The sequence below is a fragment of the Marinovum sp. PR37 genome (assembly GCF_028807375.1).
GTDB classification, from domain to species: Bacteria; Pseudomonadota; Alphaproteobacteria; order Rhodobacterales; family Rhodobacteraceae; genus Marinovum; species Marinovum algicola.
On sequence record NZ_JARAML010000001.1, the window covers coordinates 102,252 to 120,756 of the forward strand.

The 18,505-nt window shown below is 65.8% G+C and carries 17 protein-coding genes; 7 read left to right on the forward strand and 10 right to left on the reverse strand.

Translation table 11 applies throughout. The features are described from left to right. Positions 1 to 34 precede the first annotated feature (34 nt). The 6 genes from PVW49_RS00515 to PVW49_RS00540 are packed head-to-tail and all read right to left on the reverse strand — an operon-like array spanning position 35 to position 4,729. A complete protein-coding gene (locus PVW49_RS00515) occupies positions 35 to 1,213 on the reverse strand; it encodes a molybdopterin molybdotransferase MoeA (protein ID WP_274589643.1) in 1,179 nt (392 codons plus the stop codon). Further along, positions 1,210 to 1,686 (reverse strand): cyclic pyranopterin monophosphate synthase MoaC, encoded by a 477-nt coding sequence (moaC, locus tag PVW49_RS00520; protein WP_074836691.1) that lies wholly within the window; start codon positions 1,684 to 1,686, stop codon positions 1,210 to 1,212. Before moaC ends, PVW49_RS00515 begins: the two co-directional genes overlap by 4 nt. Further along, positions 1,679 to 2,488, reverse strand: a complete 810-nt coding sequence (gene trpC, locus PVW49_RS00525; protein ID WP_274589644.1) for an indole-3-glycerol phosphate synthase TrpC — start codon at positions 2,486 to 2,488, stop codon at positions 1,679 to 1,681. The genes moaC and trpC overlap by 8 nt, the downstream gene beginning before the upstream one ends. After that, positions 2,485 to 3,138: a uracil-DNA glycosylase gene (locus PVW49_RS00530; protein WP_274589645.1), complete on the reverse strand. Its 654-nt coding sequence runs from the start codon at positions 3,136 to 3,138 to the stop codon at positions 2,485 to 2,487. The genes trpC and PVW49_RS00530 overlap by 4 nt, the downstream gene beginning before the upstream one ends. Then, the gene (trpD, locus tag PVW49_RS00535; RefSeq protein ID WP_074836695.1) at positions 3,135 to 4,151 is read right to left on the reverse strand and encodes an anthranilate phosphoribosyltransferase; all 1,017 of its coding nucleotides are present in this window, start codon (positions 4,149 to 4,151) and stop codon (positions 3,135 to 3,137) included. Before trpD ends, PVW49_RS00530 begins: the two co-directional genes overlap by 4 nt. Then, positions 4,148 to 4,729, reverse strand: a complete 582-nt coding sequence (locus PVW49_RS00540) for an anthranilate synthase component II (RefSeq protein WP_048532025.1) — start codon at positions 4,727 to 4,729, stop codon at positions 4,148 to 4,150. The genes trpD and PVW49_RS00540 overlap by 4 nt, the downstream gene beginning before the upstream one ends. A 167-nt stretch (positions 4,730 to 4,896) precedes the next feature. Here PVW49_RS00540 and PVW49_RS00545 point away from each other — a divergent pair, with 167 nt between their 5' ends. Next, positions 4,897 to 6,633, forward strand: a complete 1,737-nt coding sequence (locus PVW49_RS00545) for a divergent polysaccharide deacteylase family protein (protein WP_274589646.1) — start codon at positions 4,897 to 4,899, stop codon at positions 6,631 to 6,633. A 3-nt stretch (positions 6,634 to 6,636) separates the two neighbouring features. Here the strand turns inward: PVW49_RS00545 and PVW49_RS00550 are convergent, their stop codons facing one another. Then, on the reverse strand, positions 6,637 to 7,398 hold the full coding sequence (locus tag PVW49_RS00550; RefSeq protein WP_048532024.1) for a helix-turn-helix domain-containing protein: 762 nt from the start codon (positions 7,396 to 7,398) through the stop codon (positions 6,637 to 6,639). Positions 7,399 to 7,695: 297 nt separating this feature from the next. Here PVW49_RS00550 and PVW49_RS00555 point away from each other — a divergent pair, with 297 nt between their 5' ends. After that, positions 7,696 to 8,067, forward strand: coding sequence for a hypothetical protein (locus PVW49_RS00555; RefSeq protein WP_274589647.1), 372 nt, complete (start codon positions 7,696 to 7,698; stop codon positions 8,065 to 8,067). Positions 8,068 to 8,181: 114 nt separating this feature from the next. Here the strand turns inward: PVW49_RS00555 and ilvN are convergent, their stop codons facing one another. Continuing rightward, a complete protein-coding gene (ilvN, locus tag PVW49_RS00560) occupies positions 8,182 to 8,745 on the reverse strand; it encodes an acetolactate synthase small subunit (protein WP_048532023.1) in 564 nt (187 codons plus the stop codon). A 100-nt stretch (positions 8,746 to 8,845) separates the two neighbouring features. Then, a complete protein-coding gene (locus tag PVW49_RS00565) occupies positions 8,846 to 10,600 on the reverse strand; it encodes an acetolactate synthase 3 large subunit (RefSeq protein ID WP_048532022.1) in 1,755 nt (584 codons plus the stop codon). A gap of 614 nt (positions 10,601 to 11,214) precedes the next feature. On the opposite strand from PVW49_RS00565, the gene PVW49_RS00570 reads away from it, so the two are divergent. The 5 genes from PVW49_RS00570 (at position 11,215) to PVW49_RS00590 (ending at position 17,621) form a co-directional block, all read left to right on the forward strand. Continuing rightward, the gene (locus tag PVW49_RS00570) at positions 11,215 to 12,294 is read left to right on the forward strand and encodes a TRAP transporter substrate-binding protein (protein WP_048532021.1); all 1,080 of its coding nucleotides are present in this window, start codon (positions 11,215 to 11,217) and stop codon (positions 12,292 to 12,294) included. Positions 12,295 to 12,407: 113 nt separating this feature from the next. Continuing rightward, entirely contained in the window at positions 12,408 to 13,331 is a 924-nt protein-coding gene (locus PVW49_RS00575; protein ID WP_274589648.1) for a TRAP transporter small permease subunit, read from the forward strand. 12 nt (positions 13,332 to 13,343) lie between these two features. Continuing rightward, a complete protein-coding gene (locus PVW49_RS00580) occupies positions 13,344 to 15,698 on the forward strand; it encodes a TRAP transporter large permease (protein ID WP_274589649.1) in 2,355 nt (784 codons plus the stop codon). A gap of 223 nt (positions 15,699 to 15,921) precedes the next feature. Next, entirely contained in the window at positions 15,922 to 16,818 is an 897-nt protein-coding gene (locus PVW49_RS00585; protein WP_274589650.1) for a diacylglycerol/lipid kinase family protein, read from the forward strand. Beyond that, entirely contained in the window at positions 16,818 to 17,621 is an 804-nt protein-coding gene (locus PVW49_RS00590) for a metallophosphoesterase family protein (RefSeq protein WP_274589651.1), read from the forward strand. The genes PVW49_RS00585 and PVW49_RS00590 overlap by 1 nt, the downstream gene beginning before the upstream one ends. Here PVW49_RS00590 and PVW49_RS00595 read toward each other — a convergent pair. Beyond that, entirely contained in the window at positions 17,618 to 18,442 is an 825-nt protein-coding gene (locus tag PVW49_RS00595) for an arginyltransferase (RefSeq protein ID WP_074836704.1), read from the reverse strand. The genes PVW49_RS00590 and PVW49_RS00595 overlap by 4 nt on opposite strands. Positions 18,443 to 18,505 lie beyond the last annotated feature (63 nt).

The window sequence follows — 18,505 nt, forward strand, 5'->3', positions numbered from 1 at the left end:
CGCCCGAGAATGCCGGTGGGCGATTAAGAATTCTTTAACTTTGCAGTGAAATATACTCGGCCATCTCGCCGGCCTTGCGAGCGCCGTCGCGGGGCGGGCGGACAAGCAGGGCATCGGCCCGCGACAGCACGTGCAGCAGGGCGGAATCCTGTGCGGCGAAGGGCAGAATGCCCTGCGGGGTCAGGGTTGCGCGCATGTAATGCTCGCGGGGGCCGTTGGTGGCGATACCGGCGGCCAGCGGCGCCGTGATGCGCGGTGCGGGCGCCGCCGCGAGGCCGATCATTGCGCGGATGACCGGCGCCAGAAAGACATGGCCACAGACCATGGCAGACACCGGATTTCCGGGCAGGCCCAGCATCATGGCGTCGCCCAGGCGACCGGCCATCAGCGGCTTGCCCGGGCGCATGGCGACCTTGTAGAACGCGCGCTCCATGCCGCGTTCGGAGGTGACATCCGCGACCAGATCATGATCGCCGACGCTGGCGCCGCCGATGGTGACGACAAGATCGGCCCCGGCCGCCAGATCGAAGGCGGTGGCCAGAGAGGCTCTGGTGTCGCGGGCGATTGGCAACAGGCGCGGCGCGGCACCGAGATTGCGCAGCAGCGCATGCAGACCGAAGGTGTTCGAGGCGATTATCTGGTCCGGGCCGGGGTTTTCGCCCGGCATGACAAGCTCGTCGCCGGTCGAGATGAGGGCGACGGACGGCCGTCGGGCCACAGTGACGCTTGCGACGTGCATCGACGCCAGGAGCGCGATGTCTTCCGGGCTCAGGCGCCGGGGCGCCGAGAGCCGGTTACCGGCACGAAAATCTCCGGCGGCGGGGCGGATGTTGGTTGCCTCGCCGAGCCCTTGCCCGAGCGTGATGACATCGCCGTCGCGGTGCACATCCTCCTGGATCACCACGCGATCGGCCCCGGATGGCACCGGAGCGCCGGTGAAGATGCGCACGGCCTGACCGGCGCGGACCTCACCGTCGTAGCGGTGGCCCGCGGCGGCTTCGCCGACCACCTCGAACCGGGCCCCGGGCGTCGCTTCGGCTCCGATCACCGCGTAGCCGTCCATGGCAGACGCCGCGAAAGGCGGCTGATCTCGGGTCGAGATGGCATCGCGGGCAAGTACCCGGCCGGCGGCCTCGCGCAGCGGCACCTCTTCGCCGGGCAGGCGCCGGGTCAGCGCGAAGAGGTGATCAAGCGCCTGCGAAACCGATATCATGTCGCCTCGTAACGCCCTGATTTACCGCCGTCTTTCAATTTCACGCGAATGCCGCCGATCTCCATGGCTCGGTCCACGGCCTTGGCCATGTCATACACCGTCAGCGCGGTGACCGAGACGGCGGTCAGCGCCTCCATCTCGACGCCGGTCTGCCCGGTTGTCTTGACCGTGGCGCTGAGCCGCAATCCGGGCAAATCGGGATCGGGCGTCAGATCGACAGAGACTTTGGTAATCGGCAGCGGGTGGCACAGCGGAACGAGGCTCGATGTCTGCTTGGCCCCCATGATCCCCGCGAGCCGCGCGACGGAGATGACATCCCCCTTCTTGGCACGACCTTCCGTAATGATATCAAAAGTTTCCCGCGTCATCTTGATGTAGCCCTCGGCGGTGGCAATGCGCGCGGTCACCGCCTTGTCCGAGACATCCACCATATGGGCGTCGCCCTTGGCATCGAAATGCGTGAGATCAGCCATTGGCGGGCACCGGGTCGGCCAGAAGGCTGCGGGTGGCGGCGGCGACATCGGCCTGACGCATCAGGCTCTCGCCGATGAGGAAAGTGCGCGCGCCGTGGCGGGCCATGTCGGCCAGATCGGCGGGGCCGGTCAATCCGCTTTCCGAAATCAGCAGCTTGCCCTCGGGCACCCGTCTGGAAAGTTCACGCGTCGTCTCAAGAGTGGTTTCGAAGGTTTTGAGATTGCGATTGTTTACGCCCAGAAGGGGCGACTTCAAGGCCAGCGCGCGGTCAAGTTCTTCGCCATCATGCACCTCGACCAGAACATCCATGTGCCAGGAAAAGGCCGCGTCCTCGAGCTCTTGCGCCTGGGCGTCGGAGACGCTGGCCATGATGATCAGGATGCAATCGGCCCCCAGGGCGCGCGCCTCGGCAACCTGATAGGTGTCGTACATGAAATCTTTACGAAGTGCCGGCAGGCTGGTGGCATTGCGGGCTTCGGTGAGGAAGCTTTTGGCGCCTTGAAAGGAGGGGGTATCGGTTAATACGGAAAGACAGGTGGCGCCGCCGGTCTCATAGGCCTGAGCCAGCTGCGCGGGGTCGAAATCGGCGCGGATGAGACCTTTGGAGGGCGAGGCCTTCTTGACCTCGGCAATCAGCCCATAGCCGTCACGTGAGGCGTGCCTCAGCGCTTCGGCAAAGCCGCGGGTGGGGCCCGCGGCGCGGGCGGCCTCTTCGACGGCAGAGCGCGGGGTCGCGGCCTTGTCGGCGGCAATCTCTTCGAGCTTGTAGGCCTTGATCTTGTCGAGAACGGTCTGGGTCATCTGCCTGTCCAGTCTATCGCGGGGTCACCTTGCTTCTTAAGCCAGTCGTTGACGCGACTAAAGGGTCGCGAACCGAAAAATCCGCGCCGCGCCGAAAGCGGTGAAGGATGGGCGGTTTCGATCCGCAGGTGATCGGGATGGGTGAGTCGCGTCCCCAGCTTCTGCGCCGGTTTGCCCCAGAGCAGCAGCGCGCGGGGCGCGAGGTCGAGCTCGGCGAGGATATCGGCGGTCAGACCGGACCAGCCGAGCTTGAGATGGCCGCCGGCCTCGCCGGAGGGCACGGTGAGCGCGGTGTTGAGCAGCAGGACACCCTGGTCGGCCCAGAACCGCAGGTCGCCGGTGGTGGGGCTTTGGCCGAGGTCTTCGGTCATCTCGGCGTAGATGTTGCGCAGCGAGCGGGGCAGCGGCGCCACCTCGGGCGCGACCGAAAAGGCGAGGCCATGGGCGTGGCCGGGGGTCGGATAGGGATCCTGCCCGAGGATCAGCACGCGGACATCCGCGGGCGCGCAGGCCTCGAGCGCGGCAAAGGTCTGCGGTGCCGGCGGCAGGATCTCGCGCGTTTCGGCCGTCAGGGCGGCGTCGAGCGCCGGCCAGGTCTCGGCAAAGAACGGCAGATGCGCCCAGGCGGCCGGGACGGTGCGGGCGCTCATGCGGCGCGGGTGGCCTGGGCCAGGGCGATGATGCGCGCCTTGGCCGCGCCGCTGTCGATCGATTGTGCCGCCAGTTCGACGCCGGCCTTCAGATCGGCGGCCTTGTCGGCCACCACAAGCGCTGCGGCGGCATTGAGCAGAACCGCGTCGCGATAGGCCGAGGTCTCGCCGTCGAGCAGGGCGGCGAAGGCGCGGCCGTTCTCCGCCGGCGTGCCGCCGAGGATCGCCTCGAAGGGATGTTCCGGCAGGCCGGCCTCCTCGGGGTGGATTTCGCGGTCGGTCACGCGGCCGTTCTCCAGCGCGGCAACCCAGCTGACGCCGGCGATCGACAGCTCGTCAGTGCCGTCGGAGCCATGCACCAGCCAGGCGCGCTCGGACCCCAGTGTCAGCAGGGTTTCCGCCATCGGCCGGATCAGATCGCGGGAAAAGGCGCCGGTGAGCTGGCGTTTGACGCCGGCCGGGTTGGTCAGCGGGCCGAGGATGTTGAAGATCGTGCGGGTGCCCAGCTCTTGCCGCGTCGGCATGACATGGGCGATCGCCGGGTGGTGCAGCGGCGCCATCATGAAGCAGATGCCGGTTTCGGCCAGCGCCCGTTCGGCCACCTCGGGCCCGACCATGACGTTCACGCCCATCTGGGTCAGCGCATCGGCGGCGCCGGATTTGGACGAGAGGTTGCGGTTGCCATGCTTGGCCACCGGCACCCCGGCGCCGGCCACCACAAAGGCGGTGGCGGTGGAGATATTGAGCGTGCCCTTGCCATCGCCGCCGGTTCCGACGATGTCCATCGCGCCCTCGGGCGCCTTCACCGGGTTGCATTTGCCGCGCATCACCGCCGCGGCGGCGGCATATTCCTCGACCGTTTCGCCGCGCGTGCGCAGCGCCATCAGCAGCCCGCCGATCTGGCTCGGCGTGGCCTCGCCTTCGAACAGGATGTCAAAGGCGGTCTCGGCCTCCTGGCGGCTCAGCGGCCGGTCGGCGGCGGCACCGATCAGCGGCTTCAGTTTCTCGCTCATGCCGGCACCTTCAGCAGATCGGTGAAATTCCTGAGCAGCGCATGGCCATGCTCCGAGCGGATCGATTCCGGGTGGAACTGGACGCCGTGGATCGGCAGATCGCGGTGTTGCAGCCCCATGATGGTGCCATCCTCGAGCTCGGCGGTGATCTCGAGACAGTCGGGCAGGCTTTCGCGCGCGACTACCAGAGAATGATAGCGGGTGGCGTCGAACGGCGAAGGCAGGCCAGCAAAGACCCCCTTGGCGGTGTGATGCATCCGCCCCATCTTGCCATGCACGATCTCGTGGCAGCGCACCACCTTGCCGCCAAAGGCTTGGCCGATCGCCTGGTGGCCGAGGCAGACGCCCATCAGCGGAATGCCGGTCTCGGCCGCGGCCTCGACCAGCGCCAGGCAGATGCCGGCCTGATCGGGATCGCAGGGCCCCGGCGACAGCAGGATGCCGGCGGGGTTGAGTGCCATCGCCTCCTGCACATCGAGCGCGTCGTTGCGATGCACCTGAACGTCGGTGCCCAGCTCGCCGAGGTAATGGACCAGGTTATAGGTGAAACTGTCGTAGTTATCGATGAGCAGCAGCATGGGATGAACTTTGCCGTTAGGGGCTGGGAAGGGGGGCCTTCACCGCAGTATAAGGATCGGGGTATACATGTTCAGGCTTGGCCGCCAGCGTCAAGGGCGGTCGGGGCTTGCAGAGGGCGGCACCCGGTGAAAAAGAGGCGCGGTCCGGGATCGAGGAGTAGGCAGTCATGGCACAGAATTTCGTGGCAGGGGCGCTCGCGGGCCTTGTGGTGGCGGGCATCGGCGCGGGGACCGTTTCGGTCCTGATGGGGCCGGTGCTGTCGCCAAGTCCGGATGTGGCCATGGTGCCCGCCGCCGGCACGCCGCCGCCCGCCGCCGCGCCAGATGCCCTGCCGCGGGCGGGCACCGGCGATGGCAGCTCGCCGCAGGCCGCCTCGCCGGGCATTCCAGAGCCCGACTCCGGAGCCGAAGAGGCGCGCGGGCTGGCCGACACCGCCTCGACTGGCCGGCCGGAAACCGGCGATGTGGCCGATCTCGGTCCCGGACCCGACGGCGAGGGCGCCGGCGAGGTGGTCGCGCGCGGCGTCTCGCCGGTGCAGCCCGGCACGCCGGGCGCCCCGCCGGCGCGCCCCGAGGCGGATGAGCTGTCGATTTCCAACAACCCGGCACAGCCGGCGGCGCCGGCGGTGACCGAAGCCGCGCCCCGGTTAGGCTCGGCCGAGCCCGAGGCGGGGGCGGGGCCGGTGGCCCCCGAGGCCGAAGCGCCGGTCGGCGCCAGCGAGGCCGATCCGGCCCGCGCCCGGGCCGAGGCCGAGGCCGACGGCAGCATCGCCCCCGGTGCCCCGGCCGCCGCGCCCGAGGCCGCCGATGACACGCCGATGACCGCCGCCGCCCCGGACAGCACCGATCTGCCAGCGACACCGGCAGCCGAACCGGAGGCGCCGCAGACCGCCGCCGCGCCGCAGGCGCCCGGCGGCGAACAGGCGCGGCCCAGCCCCGTGGTGGTGCCCGAAGAGCCGCCGGCGGTCATCGCCCTGGCGCCCGAACCCGCGGTGACCGAGGATTTGGCCCCCGAAGCACCAGCCGCCGAAGAGGCGGTGCGAGACAGCCGGCCCGCCCGGCCGCAAGTCTCGTCGCTGATCGAGCGCGACGCGGGCGAGGATGGCCGCCCCGACATCGGCACCCCGGCCACCACGCTGACCGACCGCGCGACCGGGGTGATCGTCGGCCGCCTGCCGACACTCGACACTCCGCCCGAGACCGGGGCAGCGGCCGCGCCGCGCCGCCCGGTCGAGGCCTTCGCGGTGCCGGCGGAGGTCGACAGCGACAAGCCGCTGATGTCGATCGTGCTGATCGACGACGGCAGCACGCCGATGGGTCTCGAGGCGCTCGAGGCCTTTCCCTATCCGATCACTTTTGCCGTCGACACCGCGTGGCAGGGCGCGGCCGAAGCGATGCGCCGCTATCGCGATGCCGGGTTCGAGGTGATGGCGCTGGCCAATCTGCCCGCCGGAGCGCGGCCGCAGGATGCCGAGATCTCGCTCGGATCGGCGCTGTCGGCCGTGCCCGAGGCGGTGGCGGTGCTCGAAGGTGATGCCGGCGGATTGCAGGAAAGTCGCGAGGTCTCGGATCAGGTGGCGCGCATCCTGGCCGACAGCGGCCATGGTCTGGTGCTCTATCCGCAGGGGCTCAACACCGGCCAGGCGATCGCGGCGCGCGCCGGGGTGCCGGCGGCGACGCTGTTCCGCGACTTCGACAGCAAGGGCCAGACCGCCACGGTGATCCGCCGCTTTCTCGATCAGGCCGCCTTCAAGGCGGGGCAGGAGGGGTCGGTGATCATGCTGGGCCGGCTGCGCCCCGAGACGATCTCGGCATTGCTGATCTGGGGCTTGCAGGACCGGGCCAGCCGCGTCGCCTTTGTGCCGGTGACGCGGGTGCTGCTGCCCGAGGGGGCCGACAGCTAGGTCTCAGGCAAAGGGCTTGTCGGGGCGCAGCAGCGCCTGATCGCTTTCGCTGAGCTGGCTGAAGGTGCGGAAACCGGCGCTGCGCCCGACCTTGAGCGCCCCCGACATGCCGCGCCCGAGATGTTCCCAGACGATGCGCGCCATGCGGTGGCTGTTCTCGCTCTCATGGGTGATGCGCGCGGTAAAGCCGGTCCAAGTCCGGTTCTCGAGCGAGGGCACCCGGTGCAGGAAGGTGAAGGAGCCGCTGGTCGCCCCGCGCCGCGCCACGATCGCCGCCACACCGCGATCCTGGCGAAAGAAGAAGCCGCCGAATTCGCGCCCTCGCGGGCTTTCCGGCAGGCCGACACGCGACATCGCCTCGCGGGCCTCATGGCCGCGCACGAAACAGAAATCGCCCAGCCGATAGACATAGACCAGCGCCTCGACGAATTTCTGCTGATCCATGAAGGACCGGCGGATGAACCGATAGAAGCCGTCCGGCAGAAGTTCCTGGCCGATCTGGGTGACTTCCGGCCCGAGAAACCCGGCCAGTTCCGGGTGCTGCATCACAAAGCCCGAAGTTGTCGCTATTTGTTCCACCGGCTCGAGCAGTATGCGCGCATCAACGTCAAAGAAGGTGCAGATACGATGCAACACGTCGGGGCGAGGGAAACTCTCGCCGCTCAGGTAACGGTTGAACTGCGTGCGATTGATGCCAAGATCGCGGCACAGGGCTGAAATCGAAGGCGCGTCGCGGCAGAGATGTTTGAGATTTGCGCCGAACATGGCGCGCAATTCGGCCGGGGAGGCAGAAGATCGGGACAGGGTTGTAGCAGTATTCGACAAGTTTTGCGTCTCGCAGCGTATGGTCAGGTCTATTCAGTTACAAATCGCCGGGACAACTCACGAAACCGGACGATCTGAACTCCAAATGATGCTATGCCGCGTCAGCCGACGCGAATTAGCTTCAAACCTGTACCAAGCTGGCACAAATTACAAGAGCAGGTGACCCTCTACGTACCTTCGCAAGAACGAAAATTGTGCCACATTTGTCCCCAACGAGACGCAATAAAGGTGAAGGCAATGTCACTTGGACGCATGTGCGGATTGTTGCTCTGGGCCAACTCAGACGACCAGAAAGCGGTAGTCTGGTGTGAAGATCAGGGCGATCTGGCCTTTTACGTCGAGCCGAAAGACACGGCGATGTCGGGCGTGGCGCTGGATGCCGGCGATCTGATCGAATTCGAACTGAGAGAAGACCGCCAGTTCCGCCGGGTGACCAACCCGACGCTTCTGGTGCAGGACCACGCGCCGGAGCTGGTGGCCAAGCTGGGCCGCTGCGCCAATTCCGGCGGTGTCGCGCCCTCCGGGGCGGATACAAACAGCAATGTCGTGCCCTTCCGCCGGGCGCGTGACTGGGCCAATTCGATAGCTACCACTCACGTCACGGCCTGAGAGAGGTCTCGCCGCTCTGTGGGGGCGCGGCAGACCTGAAAACGCCGCCGACGGCTCTGGGCCGCGGCGGCGTTTTTTATTGCGAGCGGCGCAACGCCAGGCGCCGGGCGGGGATCAGTGCGATCCCCGGCTGATCGCCGCGACGCCGGTGCGCGCCACTTCGACAAGGCCCAGCGGCCGCATCAGATCGGCAAACGCGTCGATCTTGTCGGGCGCGCCGGTGATCTGAAAGACAAAGCTTTCCAGCGTCGAATCAACCACATGCGCGCGGAACACATCCGCCAGCCGCAGCGCCTCGACCCGGTCGTCGCCCTTGCCGGCGACCTTGATCAACGCCAGCTCGCGTTCGACGGAGGGGCCTTCGACGGTCAGGTCATGCACTTCGTGCACCGGCACGATGCGGCCGAGCTGCGCCTTGATCTGTTCGATCACCTGCGGTGTACCGGTGGTGACCACGGTGATGCGGCTGAGGTGGCCGGTATGGTCGACCTCGGCCACGGTGAGGCTCTCGATATTGTAGCCCCGGCCCGAGAACAGCCCGATCACCCGCGCCAGAACCCCGGGTTCGTTGTCGACGATGACCGCCAGGGTATGGCTTTCCTGCACGTCCGAGAAATTCGGCCGCAGGTTATAAGCGGAGTGTTTGGACGAGCCTTTTTTGATCTTTAGCGCAGACATGATCTCTTCTTCTGTTTGAAAATACCGCGTGGGGTCGACTTTGACCCGCCATTGGTCCGAGGGTCAATGTCGACAGACAGAGCCCCCGGACAGCGCATCGTCACACCATCACCGCGCCCTTGGCGCCGATGGCATCCTTGGTCGAGGCCGCGCCCAGCAGCATCTTGTTGTGCGGCTCGCCCGACGGGATCATCGGGAAGCAGTTCTCGTGCTTCTCGACCAGACAGTCGAAGATCACCGGACCGTCATATTCGATCATTTCCATGATCGCATCGTCGAGCTCGCCGGGGTCCTTGGCCAGGATGCCCTTGGCGCCGAAAGCTTCGGCCAGCTTGACGAAATCGGGCAGCGCCTCGCTCCAGGAATGCGAATAGCGTTCGCCGTGCAGCAGCTCCTGCCACTGGCGGACCATGCCGAGACGCTCGTTGTTGAGGATGAACTGCTTGACCGGCAGGTTGAACTGCACCGCGGTGCCCATCTCCTGCATGTTCATCAGCCACGAGGCCTCGCCGGCGACATTGATCACCAGCGATTTCGGATGCGCCACCTGCACCCCGACCGAGGCCGGGAAGCCATAGCCCATGGTGCCGAGCCCGCCGGAGGTCATCCAGCGGTTGGGATCCTCGAAGCCCAGGTATTGCGCCGCCCACATCTGGTGCTGGCCGACCTCGGTGCAGATATAGCGGTCGTGCCCCTTGGTCAGCGCCTCGAGCCGTTCGAGCGCGTATTGCGGTTTGATGCCGGGGCCGTCGTTCTTGTAGCTCAGGCAGTTGACGCGCTTCCAGTCGTCGATCTGGGCCCACCACTTTTGCAGCCCCTCGCGGTTGACCTTGCGGCCGCGCGCCTTCCAGACCTTGAGCACATCCTCGAGCACATGGCCGACATCGCCGATGATCGGCATGTCGACGCGGATCACCTTGTTGATCGAGCTGGGATCGATGTCGATATGCGCCTTGCGGCTGTGCGGGCTGAAAGCATCGAGCCGGCCGGTGATCCGGTCGTCGAAGCGGGCGCCGATGTTGATCATCAGGTCGCAGCCGTGCATCGCCAGGTTGGCCTCGTAAAGCCCATGCATCCCCAGCATGCCCAGCCAGTGCTTGCCCGAGGCGGGATAGGCGCCAAGGCCCATCAGCGTCGAGGTGATCGGAATGCCGGTGGCCTCGACCAGTTCGCGCAGAAGCTGGCTGGCCGCCGCGCCCGAGTTGATCACGCCGCCGCCGGTGTAGAACACCGGGCGTTCGGCGTTCTCGATCGCCTCGACCAGCTCGGTGATCGTCTCCATGTCGCCCTTCACCCGCGGCTGGTAATGGCCAAGATCGGCCTTGGCCGGCGGGGTGTACTGGGCCGAGGCAAACTGCACGTCCTTGGGAATGTCGATCAGCACCGGGCCGGGGCGGCCCTGGCAGGCGACGTGGAACCCTTCGTGGATCAGCGACGCGAGGTCCTTGGTGTCCTTCACCAGCCAGTTCATCTTGGTGCAGGGCCGGGTGATGCCGACGGTATCGGCCTCCTGAAAGGCGTCCGAGCCGATCATGAATGTCGGCACCTGGCCCGACAGCACGACGATCGGGATCGAATCCATCAGCGCATCGGTCAGCCCGGTCACCGCGTTGGTGGCGCCGGGGCCGGAGGTCACCAGCGCCACGCCCGGCTTGCCGGTCGAGCGGGCATAGCCCTCGGCGGCATGCACCGCCGCCTGTTCGTGGCGCACCAGGATGTGGCGGATCTCGTTCTGCTGGAACAGCTCGTCATAGATCGGTAGCACAGCACCGCCGGGATAGCCGAATACCGTGTCCACACCCTGATCCTTCAGGGCCTGAACCACCATCTTTGCTCCGGTCATCTGACGTGTCATCTTGTTGCTCCGTTCATGACGTCATCATTTTTTCTTCTGCGCACAAAAAAGCCCCCGAAATTTCGGGGGCGCATGGGGTACCGTTCAGGGTGTCCGTTACCGGCCCATGCGCCACTTGCCTACTACGACGACTAGACGTGTCATTGAATGCGTCCTTCCTTGTGCGTGGGCGCGACACTAGGTGAGGGCGGCAGGAGGGTCAACCGCTGTTTGACGGGTTTTCTTTCCAAATATTGCCCCGCGAGCCGATCTGGCGACAGGAATGCAAAGTTTCCCGGAGTGGCGGCCCGGTCTGGAAAACGGTGCGCCGGTCGCGCCGCCGCTAGGGAATTTCCGCCGGCCGAACCTGTGAGCGTTACCGGTCATTTAACAAGATAAATATGTCTGAAATACAGGCACTTGCCTGCCGCAACGGCAGCTTTCCGGGGGTGGGGCGCGCTGCCTTCAAACCCCTTCGGATGCAAGTCGAAAAAATGTCCAATCCGGAAATTGTGGGTATTTCCACATGGCGACACAGCCGCTAACCTCCGACTCGTTACCAACGATCCGCCATGCTGCGACCGGCGCAGGCCGCTGGCAGGAGCGTGGCAATCAAAAAACCATGGGAGGTATGAATGGATCGTCGTTCATTTCTGAAGAATTCCGCACTTGGCGGCACCGCGGCCGCGGCCACCACGCTGGCCGCCCCGGCTTATGCCCAAGGCAAGCGCACCCTGCGTCTGGTCACCTCGGTGCCCGAGGGCTTTGCCGTGTTTGACGACGCCGCGCAGTATTTCACCGACGCGGTCAACGCGATGTCGGAAAACATCACCATCCAGAAGAACCCGGCCGGCACCCTCGTGGGCGCCTTCGAGGTGTTCGACGCGGTGACCGCTGGTCAGGCCGATCTGTATCACTCGGCCGACTACTACTTCGGCGGCCAGCACCCGGGCTACTACTTCTTCACCGCCGTGCCCTTCGGCGGCACCGGCCAGGAACTGATGAACTGGTATCTGCACGACGGCGGCGCCGAGCTGCATGACGAGCTGGGCGAGATCTTCGGCCTGAAGTCCTTCCTCGCGGGCAACACCGGGCTTCAGCCGGGCGGTTGGTTCAACAAGGAAATCAACTCGGCCGAAGACCTTCAGGGCCTCAAGTTCCGCATGCCGGGCCTCGGCGGCCGCGCGCTGGGCCTCACCGGCGCCTCGGTACAGAACGTGCCGGGCGGCGAGATCTATCAGGCCCTGTCCTCGGGCTCGATCGACGGTGCCGAGTGGATCGGTCCCTTCGCCGACGAACGCCTCGGCCTGCAAGAGGTCTGCGAATTCTACTACACCGCCGGTTTCCACGAGCCGGGCTCGGCGCTGTCCTGTGCCTTCAACCGCGACGTCTTCAACGAGCTGGACGCTGCCGATCAGAAGATCGTCGAGATCGCGGCGCAGGCCACCCACCACTGGTCGCTCGCCCAGAGCTATGCCAACAACGCGGCGGCGCTCGAGCGTCTGCAATCGGGCGGCACCAAGCTGATGACCTTCCCCGACGACGTCTGGGAAGCTTTCGGCAAGGGCTCGCAAGAGGCGCTCGACGAGCATATGGGCGACGAGCTCTATGCCCGCATCCGCGAAAGCTTCAACGCCTCGCTGAAGAAATCGTCGAAATGGACCTCGGTTTCCGACGACGCCTATCGCCAGCAGCGCGACCGCGTCCTGGGCTGATCGTTCCGACACTTCACTGAAAAAGGTCCCCGGCATCCGTGCTGGGGGCTTTGCTGTACCGACGGCACGGGCCAGAGGCCCGGCCGGACACGGGGATATCGAAAGGGGGCACGATGCTGGACGGTCTTGTTTGGGCGCTGCAAAACCTTGTGCTGGCGTTTTTCAATTTCGCCAACGCGCTGATAAACTGGGACCAGTGGATGAGCTGGACCGGCGGGATGGAAACACCCGAGGACAAACAGGCGCTGATGCGCTTCATCTACTACGGCGGATCGACAGAATTTTTCTTTGTCGTCTTCACCCTGTTCCTCGTGATCTTCCTGGTCGGCCTCTGGAGTCGGAAGTTCCTCTGGGGCGTGGTGATCGCGCTCGAAGGATTTGCCAATGGCATCGGACGGTTCTTTGCCTGGGCCGGGATCCTGATGGTGATCCAGCAGATCCTGATCGTCTTCAACCAGCGGATTTTCGCGACGCCGGAAATTTCGCTGGGCTTCGGTTCTGTGCTGACCCGCGACATCAGCTGGTGGGCCGAGGAGCTCAAGCTCTATAACGCGATGATCGTGGCGCTCTGTGTCACCTACACCTTTGTCCAGGGCGGGCATGTGCGCGTCGACCTGATCTATTCCGCGATCTCGTTCCGCGCCAAACGACTGGTCGACATGGTGGGCTGTATGATCTTCATGATCCCGGCGGCGGTGCTGACCTGGATGTACGGCTGGTACTTCCTGTGGCGGCATCTGGTGGTGCCCAAACCCTCGGCCTCGGACACGCTCGACCGGCTGATCGCCAAGGCGCGCGCGCTGCGCTGGAACGTTGAGACCATCGGCTTTTCGCCGAACGGCTTCGACGCCTATTTCCTCTTTAAAGTCCTGCTCGTGGCCTATGCCGGGCTGGTCTTCATCCACGGCTGGGCGTTCTTCTACCGATCCTACCTGGAATGGCGCGAAGGACCTGAGAGCGAACACAAATACCTCGACCGGGACGTGCTTGGCAGCGACGAAGCCGAACTCGTTCACGCGATCGAAGAACATCACTAAGGGGCAGGGTACATGCTATTCGGACTTGATGGCGTCGAGATCGGCCTGATCATCGTCTTCCTCTGCCTCTTCGGGGGCATTCTTTCCGGCTTTCCGGTGGCCTTTGCCATCGGCGGCGCCGGCATCATCTCATTCGGCATCATTGCCGCGCTCGACAGCGCCGGGCTGCTGCTGCACCAGGCGATCGACACCGGATCGGCGATGTATGCCGATCTGGTGGCGCAGGGGGTGCGGCCGGAGTCGATATCGACCTTCCGATACCCGGATCTGCCCAGATACAGCGAACCGGTATTCCCGCGCGGCTGGGAAGTGGCGCTCGACCGCAACATCTCTTTCGTGGTCAACCGGATGAACGAACGCGTTCTGGCCGGCCAATCGATCGAGACGCTGCTGGCGGTGGCGATGTTCGTGCTGATGGGCATCACGCTGGAGCGGTCGCGGATCGCCAATGACCTGTTGACCACCATGGCGCGGGTCTTCGGCCCGCTGCCCGGCGGCCTCGCCGTCTCGGTGGTTGTGGTGGGGGCCTTCCTGGCCGCCTCGACCGGGATCGTCGGTGCCACCGTGGTGACCATGGGTCTGCTGTCCCTGCCCACCATGCTGCGCGCCGGCTATTCGCCACAGCTCGCCACCGGCGTGATTGCCGCCTCGGGCACGCTGGGGCAGATCATTCCGCCGTCGATCGTCATCGTCCTTCTGGGCACGCTGGCGGGCGATCTCTATTCCGCCGCGCAGGAAGAGCGCGCGACGCTGGCCGGCTGTACCGATGCCCTGACCTTCCTGGGCGAACCGGCGGTGGTCTCGGTCGGTACTCTGTTCCAGGCGGCGCTGCTGCCGGGCATCCTTCTGGCCGGGCTCTACGGGCTTTATGCCTTCGGCTACGCGCTGGTGAACCCCTCCAAGGCCCCGGCGGTTGAACTGGGCGACGGCGGCTCCGAGCCGGTGACCCGGGGCGAGGCGATGACCTGGTTCCTCGGTGTGCCGGCGCTGCTGATCGTCGGCATGCTGGCGCTGGGGCAGGTTGGCGTGATCGGTTCGCAGGATGTGACCGTCGACACCTATTCCGACGCGGGTGAAACCGCCAGCCTGCGCACCAACGTAGGCGAGCAGTGCCGCGCGTCGATGATCGATCTGCACGGCCAGGCTGCCTGGGACCGGGCGGTCGCCGAACAGCAGGCGATCAACGAGGCGGGCGGTGTCGAACAGGCGCGCGCGCTGAGCGAAGAGGAACGCGACGCCCTGCGCGACGCCAAGATCGCCAACAGCCCGGTGATCGGCACCGGCGTGGCGGTGGGTTTCCTGCTGCTGGCGCTGGCGCTCAGCGTGGCGCGGGGGGTGTCGCCCACCGCTGAGCCGCTGCCGCTGATTGTCGGCGCGGCAGGGGTGGCGTTGGCACTGCTGTTCGACGCGCTCTTCATCTCGCCGCTGGCCAGCGCGGGCGTGACCTTCCTGATCCTGTTGGTGCCCCTGGCGCTGACGCTCTGGGGCGTGCGCTACGCAACCGGCATCCTGTCGCAGAACGAGCTTTTGCGCGTGGTCTTCCCGCCGCTGGTGCTGATCGTCGCCGTGCTCGGCTCGATCCTCGGCGGCATCACCAACCCGACGCCGGCGGCCGCGCTTGGTGCGGGCGGGGCGATCATGCTGGCGGCCTATCGCAAGCTGGCGGACGAGAACCGGTCGGGCAGGCTGATCATCTGGACCACCTTCGCGGTGGTGATCATGATCCTCGTCGGCATCAACTTCGATCTGCGGGTCGGGCTGGCCGACGTGGCGCTGGAAAGCTGGATCGCCTATGTCGTGGCGCAGGCGGCCTATCTGTTTGCCATCTTCGGGCTGTTCTATGCGCTCTGGGTGCTCTTTGCCGGCGGGGTGCTGACCCCGGTGGTGCGCGAGACGGCCAAGGTGACCTCGATGGTCTTTACCATCCTGATCGGCTCGCAGCTCTTGAACCTCGTGGTGATCAGCTTCGGCGGCGAGCATTACATCCAGACCTTCCTTCAGAGCTTCGACAACGAGTTCAAAGTCTTCCTGATCGTGATGCTGGTGCTCTTCGTGCTGGGCTTCGTGCTCGACTTCCTCGAGATCATCTACATCGTGATCCCGATCGTCGGGCCGGTGATCTATGGCGGCACCTTCGATCCGAAATGGGTGACGATCATGATCGCGGTCAACCTTCAGACCTCCTTCCTGACGCCGCCCTTCGGCTTTGCGCTGTTCTATCTGCGCGGCGTGGCGCCCAAGGAGGTGACCACAGGGCACATCTATCAGGGCGTGCTGCCCTTCGTGCTGATCCAGGTGGTGGGGATCGCGATCCTGTGGTTCTTCCCGGCGATCGTGACCATCGTGCCGGATCTGATCCCGAACTAGGGTGGTTTGAAGGAAATCGGAAAGGCCGGGCTCAGCGCCCGGTCTTTTTTGTTGCGGGTGGGGCAGGGTGATGGGTTGGAAGCCCGTCCCAAGGGGGCGATTTGCCCTCCGGCCGCGCGGTGTTCCGAAAGGGAGGTGCGCCGCACCGTGGCCCGGCGATGGAACCGAGGCCGGTCTCGCGCATTGTTTCGGCGAGGCTGGAAACCACGGACAGTGACCGCAAATGCGCGCATGTATCATTCTCAATCCCGCGTCGGGGCGCGGCGACCACAGAGGTGACGCAATCCGCGCCGCCGCGGCGAAATTCCCCGGGGTCGAAATTCGTGAGGTGCCGTCCCCGTCGAAGCTGGGCGACACGGTCGACACCGCATTGGCCGAAGGCTGCGATCCGATCATCGCCGCCGGCGGCGATGGCACCATCGGCGCCCTGGCCGCCGCCCTGGCCGGCACCGACGTCGCGCTGGGAATCCTGCCGATGGGCACCTTCAACTATTTCGCGCGCAGCCTGGGCCTGCCGGAAGACCCGGAACAGGCGCTGACCGCGGCGCTCGAGGGCGACACCCGCGCGGTCTCTGTCGGCGAGGTGAACGGCCGGGTCTTTCTCAACAACGCCAGCCTCGGCGCCTATGCCTCGGTGCTCAGCGTGCGCGAAAGCATCTACAAGAACTGGGGCCGCAGCCGGCTGGCGGCCTATTGGTCGGTGATCGTGGCGATGACGACGATCTACAAGTCGCTCAAAATGACGATCACCGTCGACGGCAAGACCCACCGGGTGAAATCGCCAATGGCCTTTGTCGCGATCAGCGCCTATCAGCTTGAGCAGTTCGATCTCGCCGGCGCCGATGCGGTCTCTGACGGTAAGCTGGCGTTGTTGGTGGCGCGCGACGTCGGCCGGCTGCATCTGTTGTGGCGGGCGGTGCGCATCTTCTTTCGCGGCGCCCGCTCGGGCACCGATTATGTACTGCTGACCGGCGAGGACATCACCATCGAAACCAAGCGCAGCAAACGCCTGATCGCCCATGACGGCGAAAAGGAGCGCATGCCGGGCCCCTATCGCTTTCACCTGAGGAAAGACGCCCTGACCGTCCGTGTGCCGCGCCCAACCGACGAGGTGCGGTGATGCGACTGGCCCTGCTCTCGGATCTGCATTTCGGCCGGGCCAGCCCCGAGCTGGTGCTGCCGCTGCTTGCCGCGCTGGAACGGGCCGCGCCCGATCACATCGTCATCGCCGGCGATTTCGTGCAGCGCGCCCGGGCCAGCCAATACGACATGGCGCGCAGCTTCGTCGATCGGCTGCCAGCGCCCTGGCTCGCGGTGCCCGGCAACCACGACATTCCGCTGTTCAACCTGCTGGCCCGGCTCGCCTGGCCGCGCCGCGCCTATCGCCGCTGGATCGCCGACGACACAGAGCCGATGCTGGTGACCGACAGCTGCGCCATCCTCGGTCTCGACACCACCCATCGCTGGAGCCGGCAGGGCGGGCGGGTTGATCCGGCCCAGATCGAGCGTGTCGCCGGCTTCATCCGCGAGCATGCGGCCGACCGGGTGGTGCTCATCGCCGCCCACCATCCGTTTCACCAGGGTGCCGAGATCGCCAAGAAGCTGATGCGCGGTGCGCCACGGGCGCTCGAGGCCTGGGCCGAAGCGGGGCCGCATGTGATCCTCACCGGCCATCTGCACCGCTGGCTGGTCGAGCCCTTCGTCTCGCGCAAGAACCGGTCGGCCACCTTGCAGGTGCACTGCGGCACCGGGCTCTCGACCCGCCTGCGCGGCGAGCCGAACGAATTCGCCCTGATCGAGATCCATGATCACGCGGTGGAAATCCGCCGCATGGTGGCCGAGGGCGCCGAAACCGGCTTTGACGCGGCCGGACGCTGGTGTTTTGTGATCGAAGCGGGCGACTGGGCGCTGTCCGAGGACTAGCGGCCTCTGGGGCTCAGGTCGGGCAGTGAGATATTGGCGACCTGTTCGGCAATCGGATCGGTCGACAGCGGATGGTGATCGGCGTCATAATCCTGCGGGTTCCGCATCCGGGTCCAACGCCCGCCGCGATAGACCTCGAGACCGGCGAATTTTGCCTTGTAGCCCATCTTGGGGCTGCCCGGCACCCAATACCCGAGGTAGACATAAGGCAGGCCGGCCTCGCGCGCGATTTCGATGTGATCGAGGATCATGTAGGTGCCGAGGCTCTGGCGCGGCAGTTCGGGCTTGTAGAAGGAATAGACCATGCTCAGCCCGTCATCGAGCACATCGGTCAGGCAGACCGCCGTCAGGTCGTCGTCGGCCTCGCGGTCGGTATATTCGACGACCCGGCTGCGAATCGGCGTCTCTTCGATCATCGCGGCGAATTCAAACACATCCATGTCGGCCATGCCGCCTTCGGCATGACGGCTCTCGAGATAGCTGCGGAACAGGTCGTATTGCTCGTCGGTGGCCCAGGGCGAGGTCGCCCGGCGGTCGAGGTGGGCATTGCGGCGCAGGGTGCGCTTCTGGCTTCTGGAAGGGGCGAAATCCGCCACCGAGATCCGCGCCGACATGCAGGCGGCGCAATCGGTGCAGGACGGCCGGTAGAGCACGTTCTGCGACCGCCGAAAGCCCTGTTTCGACAGGCTGTCATTGAGCTTTTCCGCGCTTTCGCCCTGCAAGGCGGTGAACAGCTTCCGTTCCAGCCGCCCGTCGAGATAGGGGCAGGGCTGCGGAGCCGTCACGTAGAATTGTGGCGCGAGTGGAAGCGTATGGCGCATGTGGACATCCCTGAGCTTCCCAGAAGATAACAACGAATATCGCCGCCGCCAAGCGCAAGACTG

Coding starts and splice junctions, on each gene's coding strand:
- PVW49_RS00515 (WP_274589643.1), bottom strand. CDS start 1,213: ATGATATCGGTTTCGCAGGCGCTTGATCACCTCTTCGCGCTGACCCGG.
- moaC (WP_074836691.1), bottom strand. CDS start 1,686: ATGGCTGATCTCACGCATTTCGATGCCAAGGGCGACGCCCATATGGTG.
- trpC (WP_274589644.1), bottom strand. CDS start 2,488: ATGACCCAGACCGTTCTCGACAAGATCAAGGCCTACAAGCTCGAAGAG.
- PVW49_RS00530 (WP_274589645.1), bottom strand. CDS start 3,138: ATGAGCGCCCGCACCGTCCCGGCCGCCTGGGCGCATCTGCCGTTCTTT.
- trpD (WP_074836695.1), bottom strand. CDS start 4,151: ATGAGCGAGAAACTGAAGCCGCTGATCGGTGCCGCCGCCGACCGGCCG.
- PVW49_RS00540 (WP_048532025.1), bottom strand. CDS start 4,729: ATGCTGCTGCTCATCGATAACTACGACAGTTTCACCTATAACCTGGTC.
- PVW49_RS00545 (WP_274589646.1), top strand. CDS start 4,897: ATGGCACAGAATTTCGTGGCAGGGGCGCTCGCGGGCCTTGTGGTGGCG.
- PVW49_RS00550 (WP_048532024.1), bottom strand. CDS start 7,398: ATGTTCGGCGCAAATCTCAAACATCTCTGCCGCGACGCGCCTTCGATT.
- PVW49_RS00555 (WP_274589647.1), top strand. CDS start 7,696: ATGTCACTTGGACGCATGTGCGGATTGTTGCTCTGGGCCAACTCAGAC.
- ilvN (WP_048532023.1), bottom strand. CDS start 8,745: ATGTCTGCGCTAAAGATCAAAAAAGGCTCGTCCAAACACTCCGCTTAT.
- PVW49_RS00565 (WP_048532022.1), bottom strand. CDS start 10,600: ATGACACGTCAGATGACCGGAGCAAAGATGGTGGTTCAGGCCCTGAAG.
- PVW49_RS00570 (WP_048532021.1), top strand. CDS start 11,215: ATGGATCGTCGTTCATTTCTGAAGAATTCCGCACTTGGCGGCACCGCG.
- PVW49_RS00575 (WP_274589648.1), top strand. CDS start 12,408: ATGCTGGACGGTCTTGTTTGGGCGCTGCAAAACCTTGTGCTGGCGTTT.
- PVW49_RS00580 (WP_274589649.1), top strand. CDS start 13,344: ATGCTATTCGGACTTGATGGCGTCGAGATCGGCCTGATCATCGTCTTC.
- PVW49_RS00585 (WP_274589650.1), top strand. CDS start 15,922: ATGCGCGCATGTATCATTCTCAATCCCGCGTCGGGGCGCGGCGACCAC.
- PVW49_RS00590 (WP_274589651.1), top strand. CDS start 16,818: ATGCGACTGGCCCTGCTCTCGGATCTGCATTTCGGCCGGGCCAGCCCC.
- PVW49_RS00595 (WP_074836704.1), bottom strand. CDS start 18,442: ATGCGCCATACGCTTCCACTCGCGCCACAATTCTACGTGACGGCTCCG.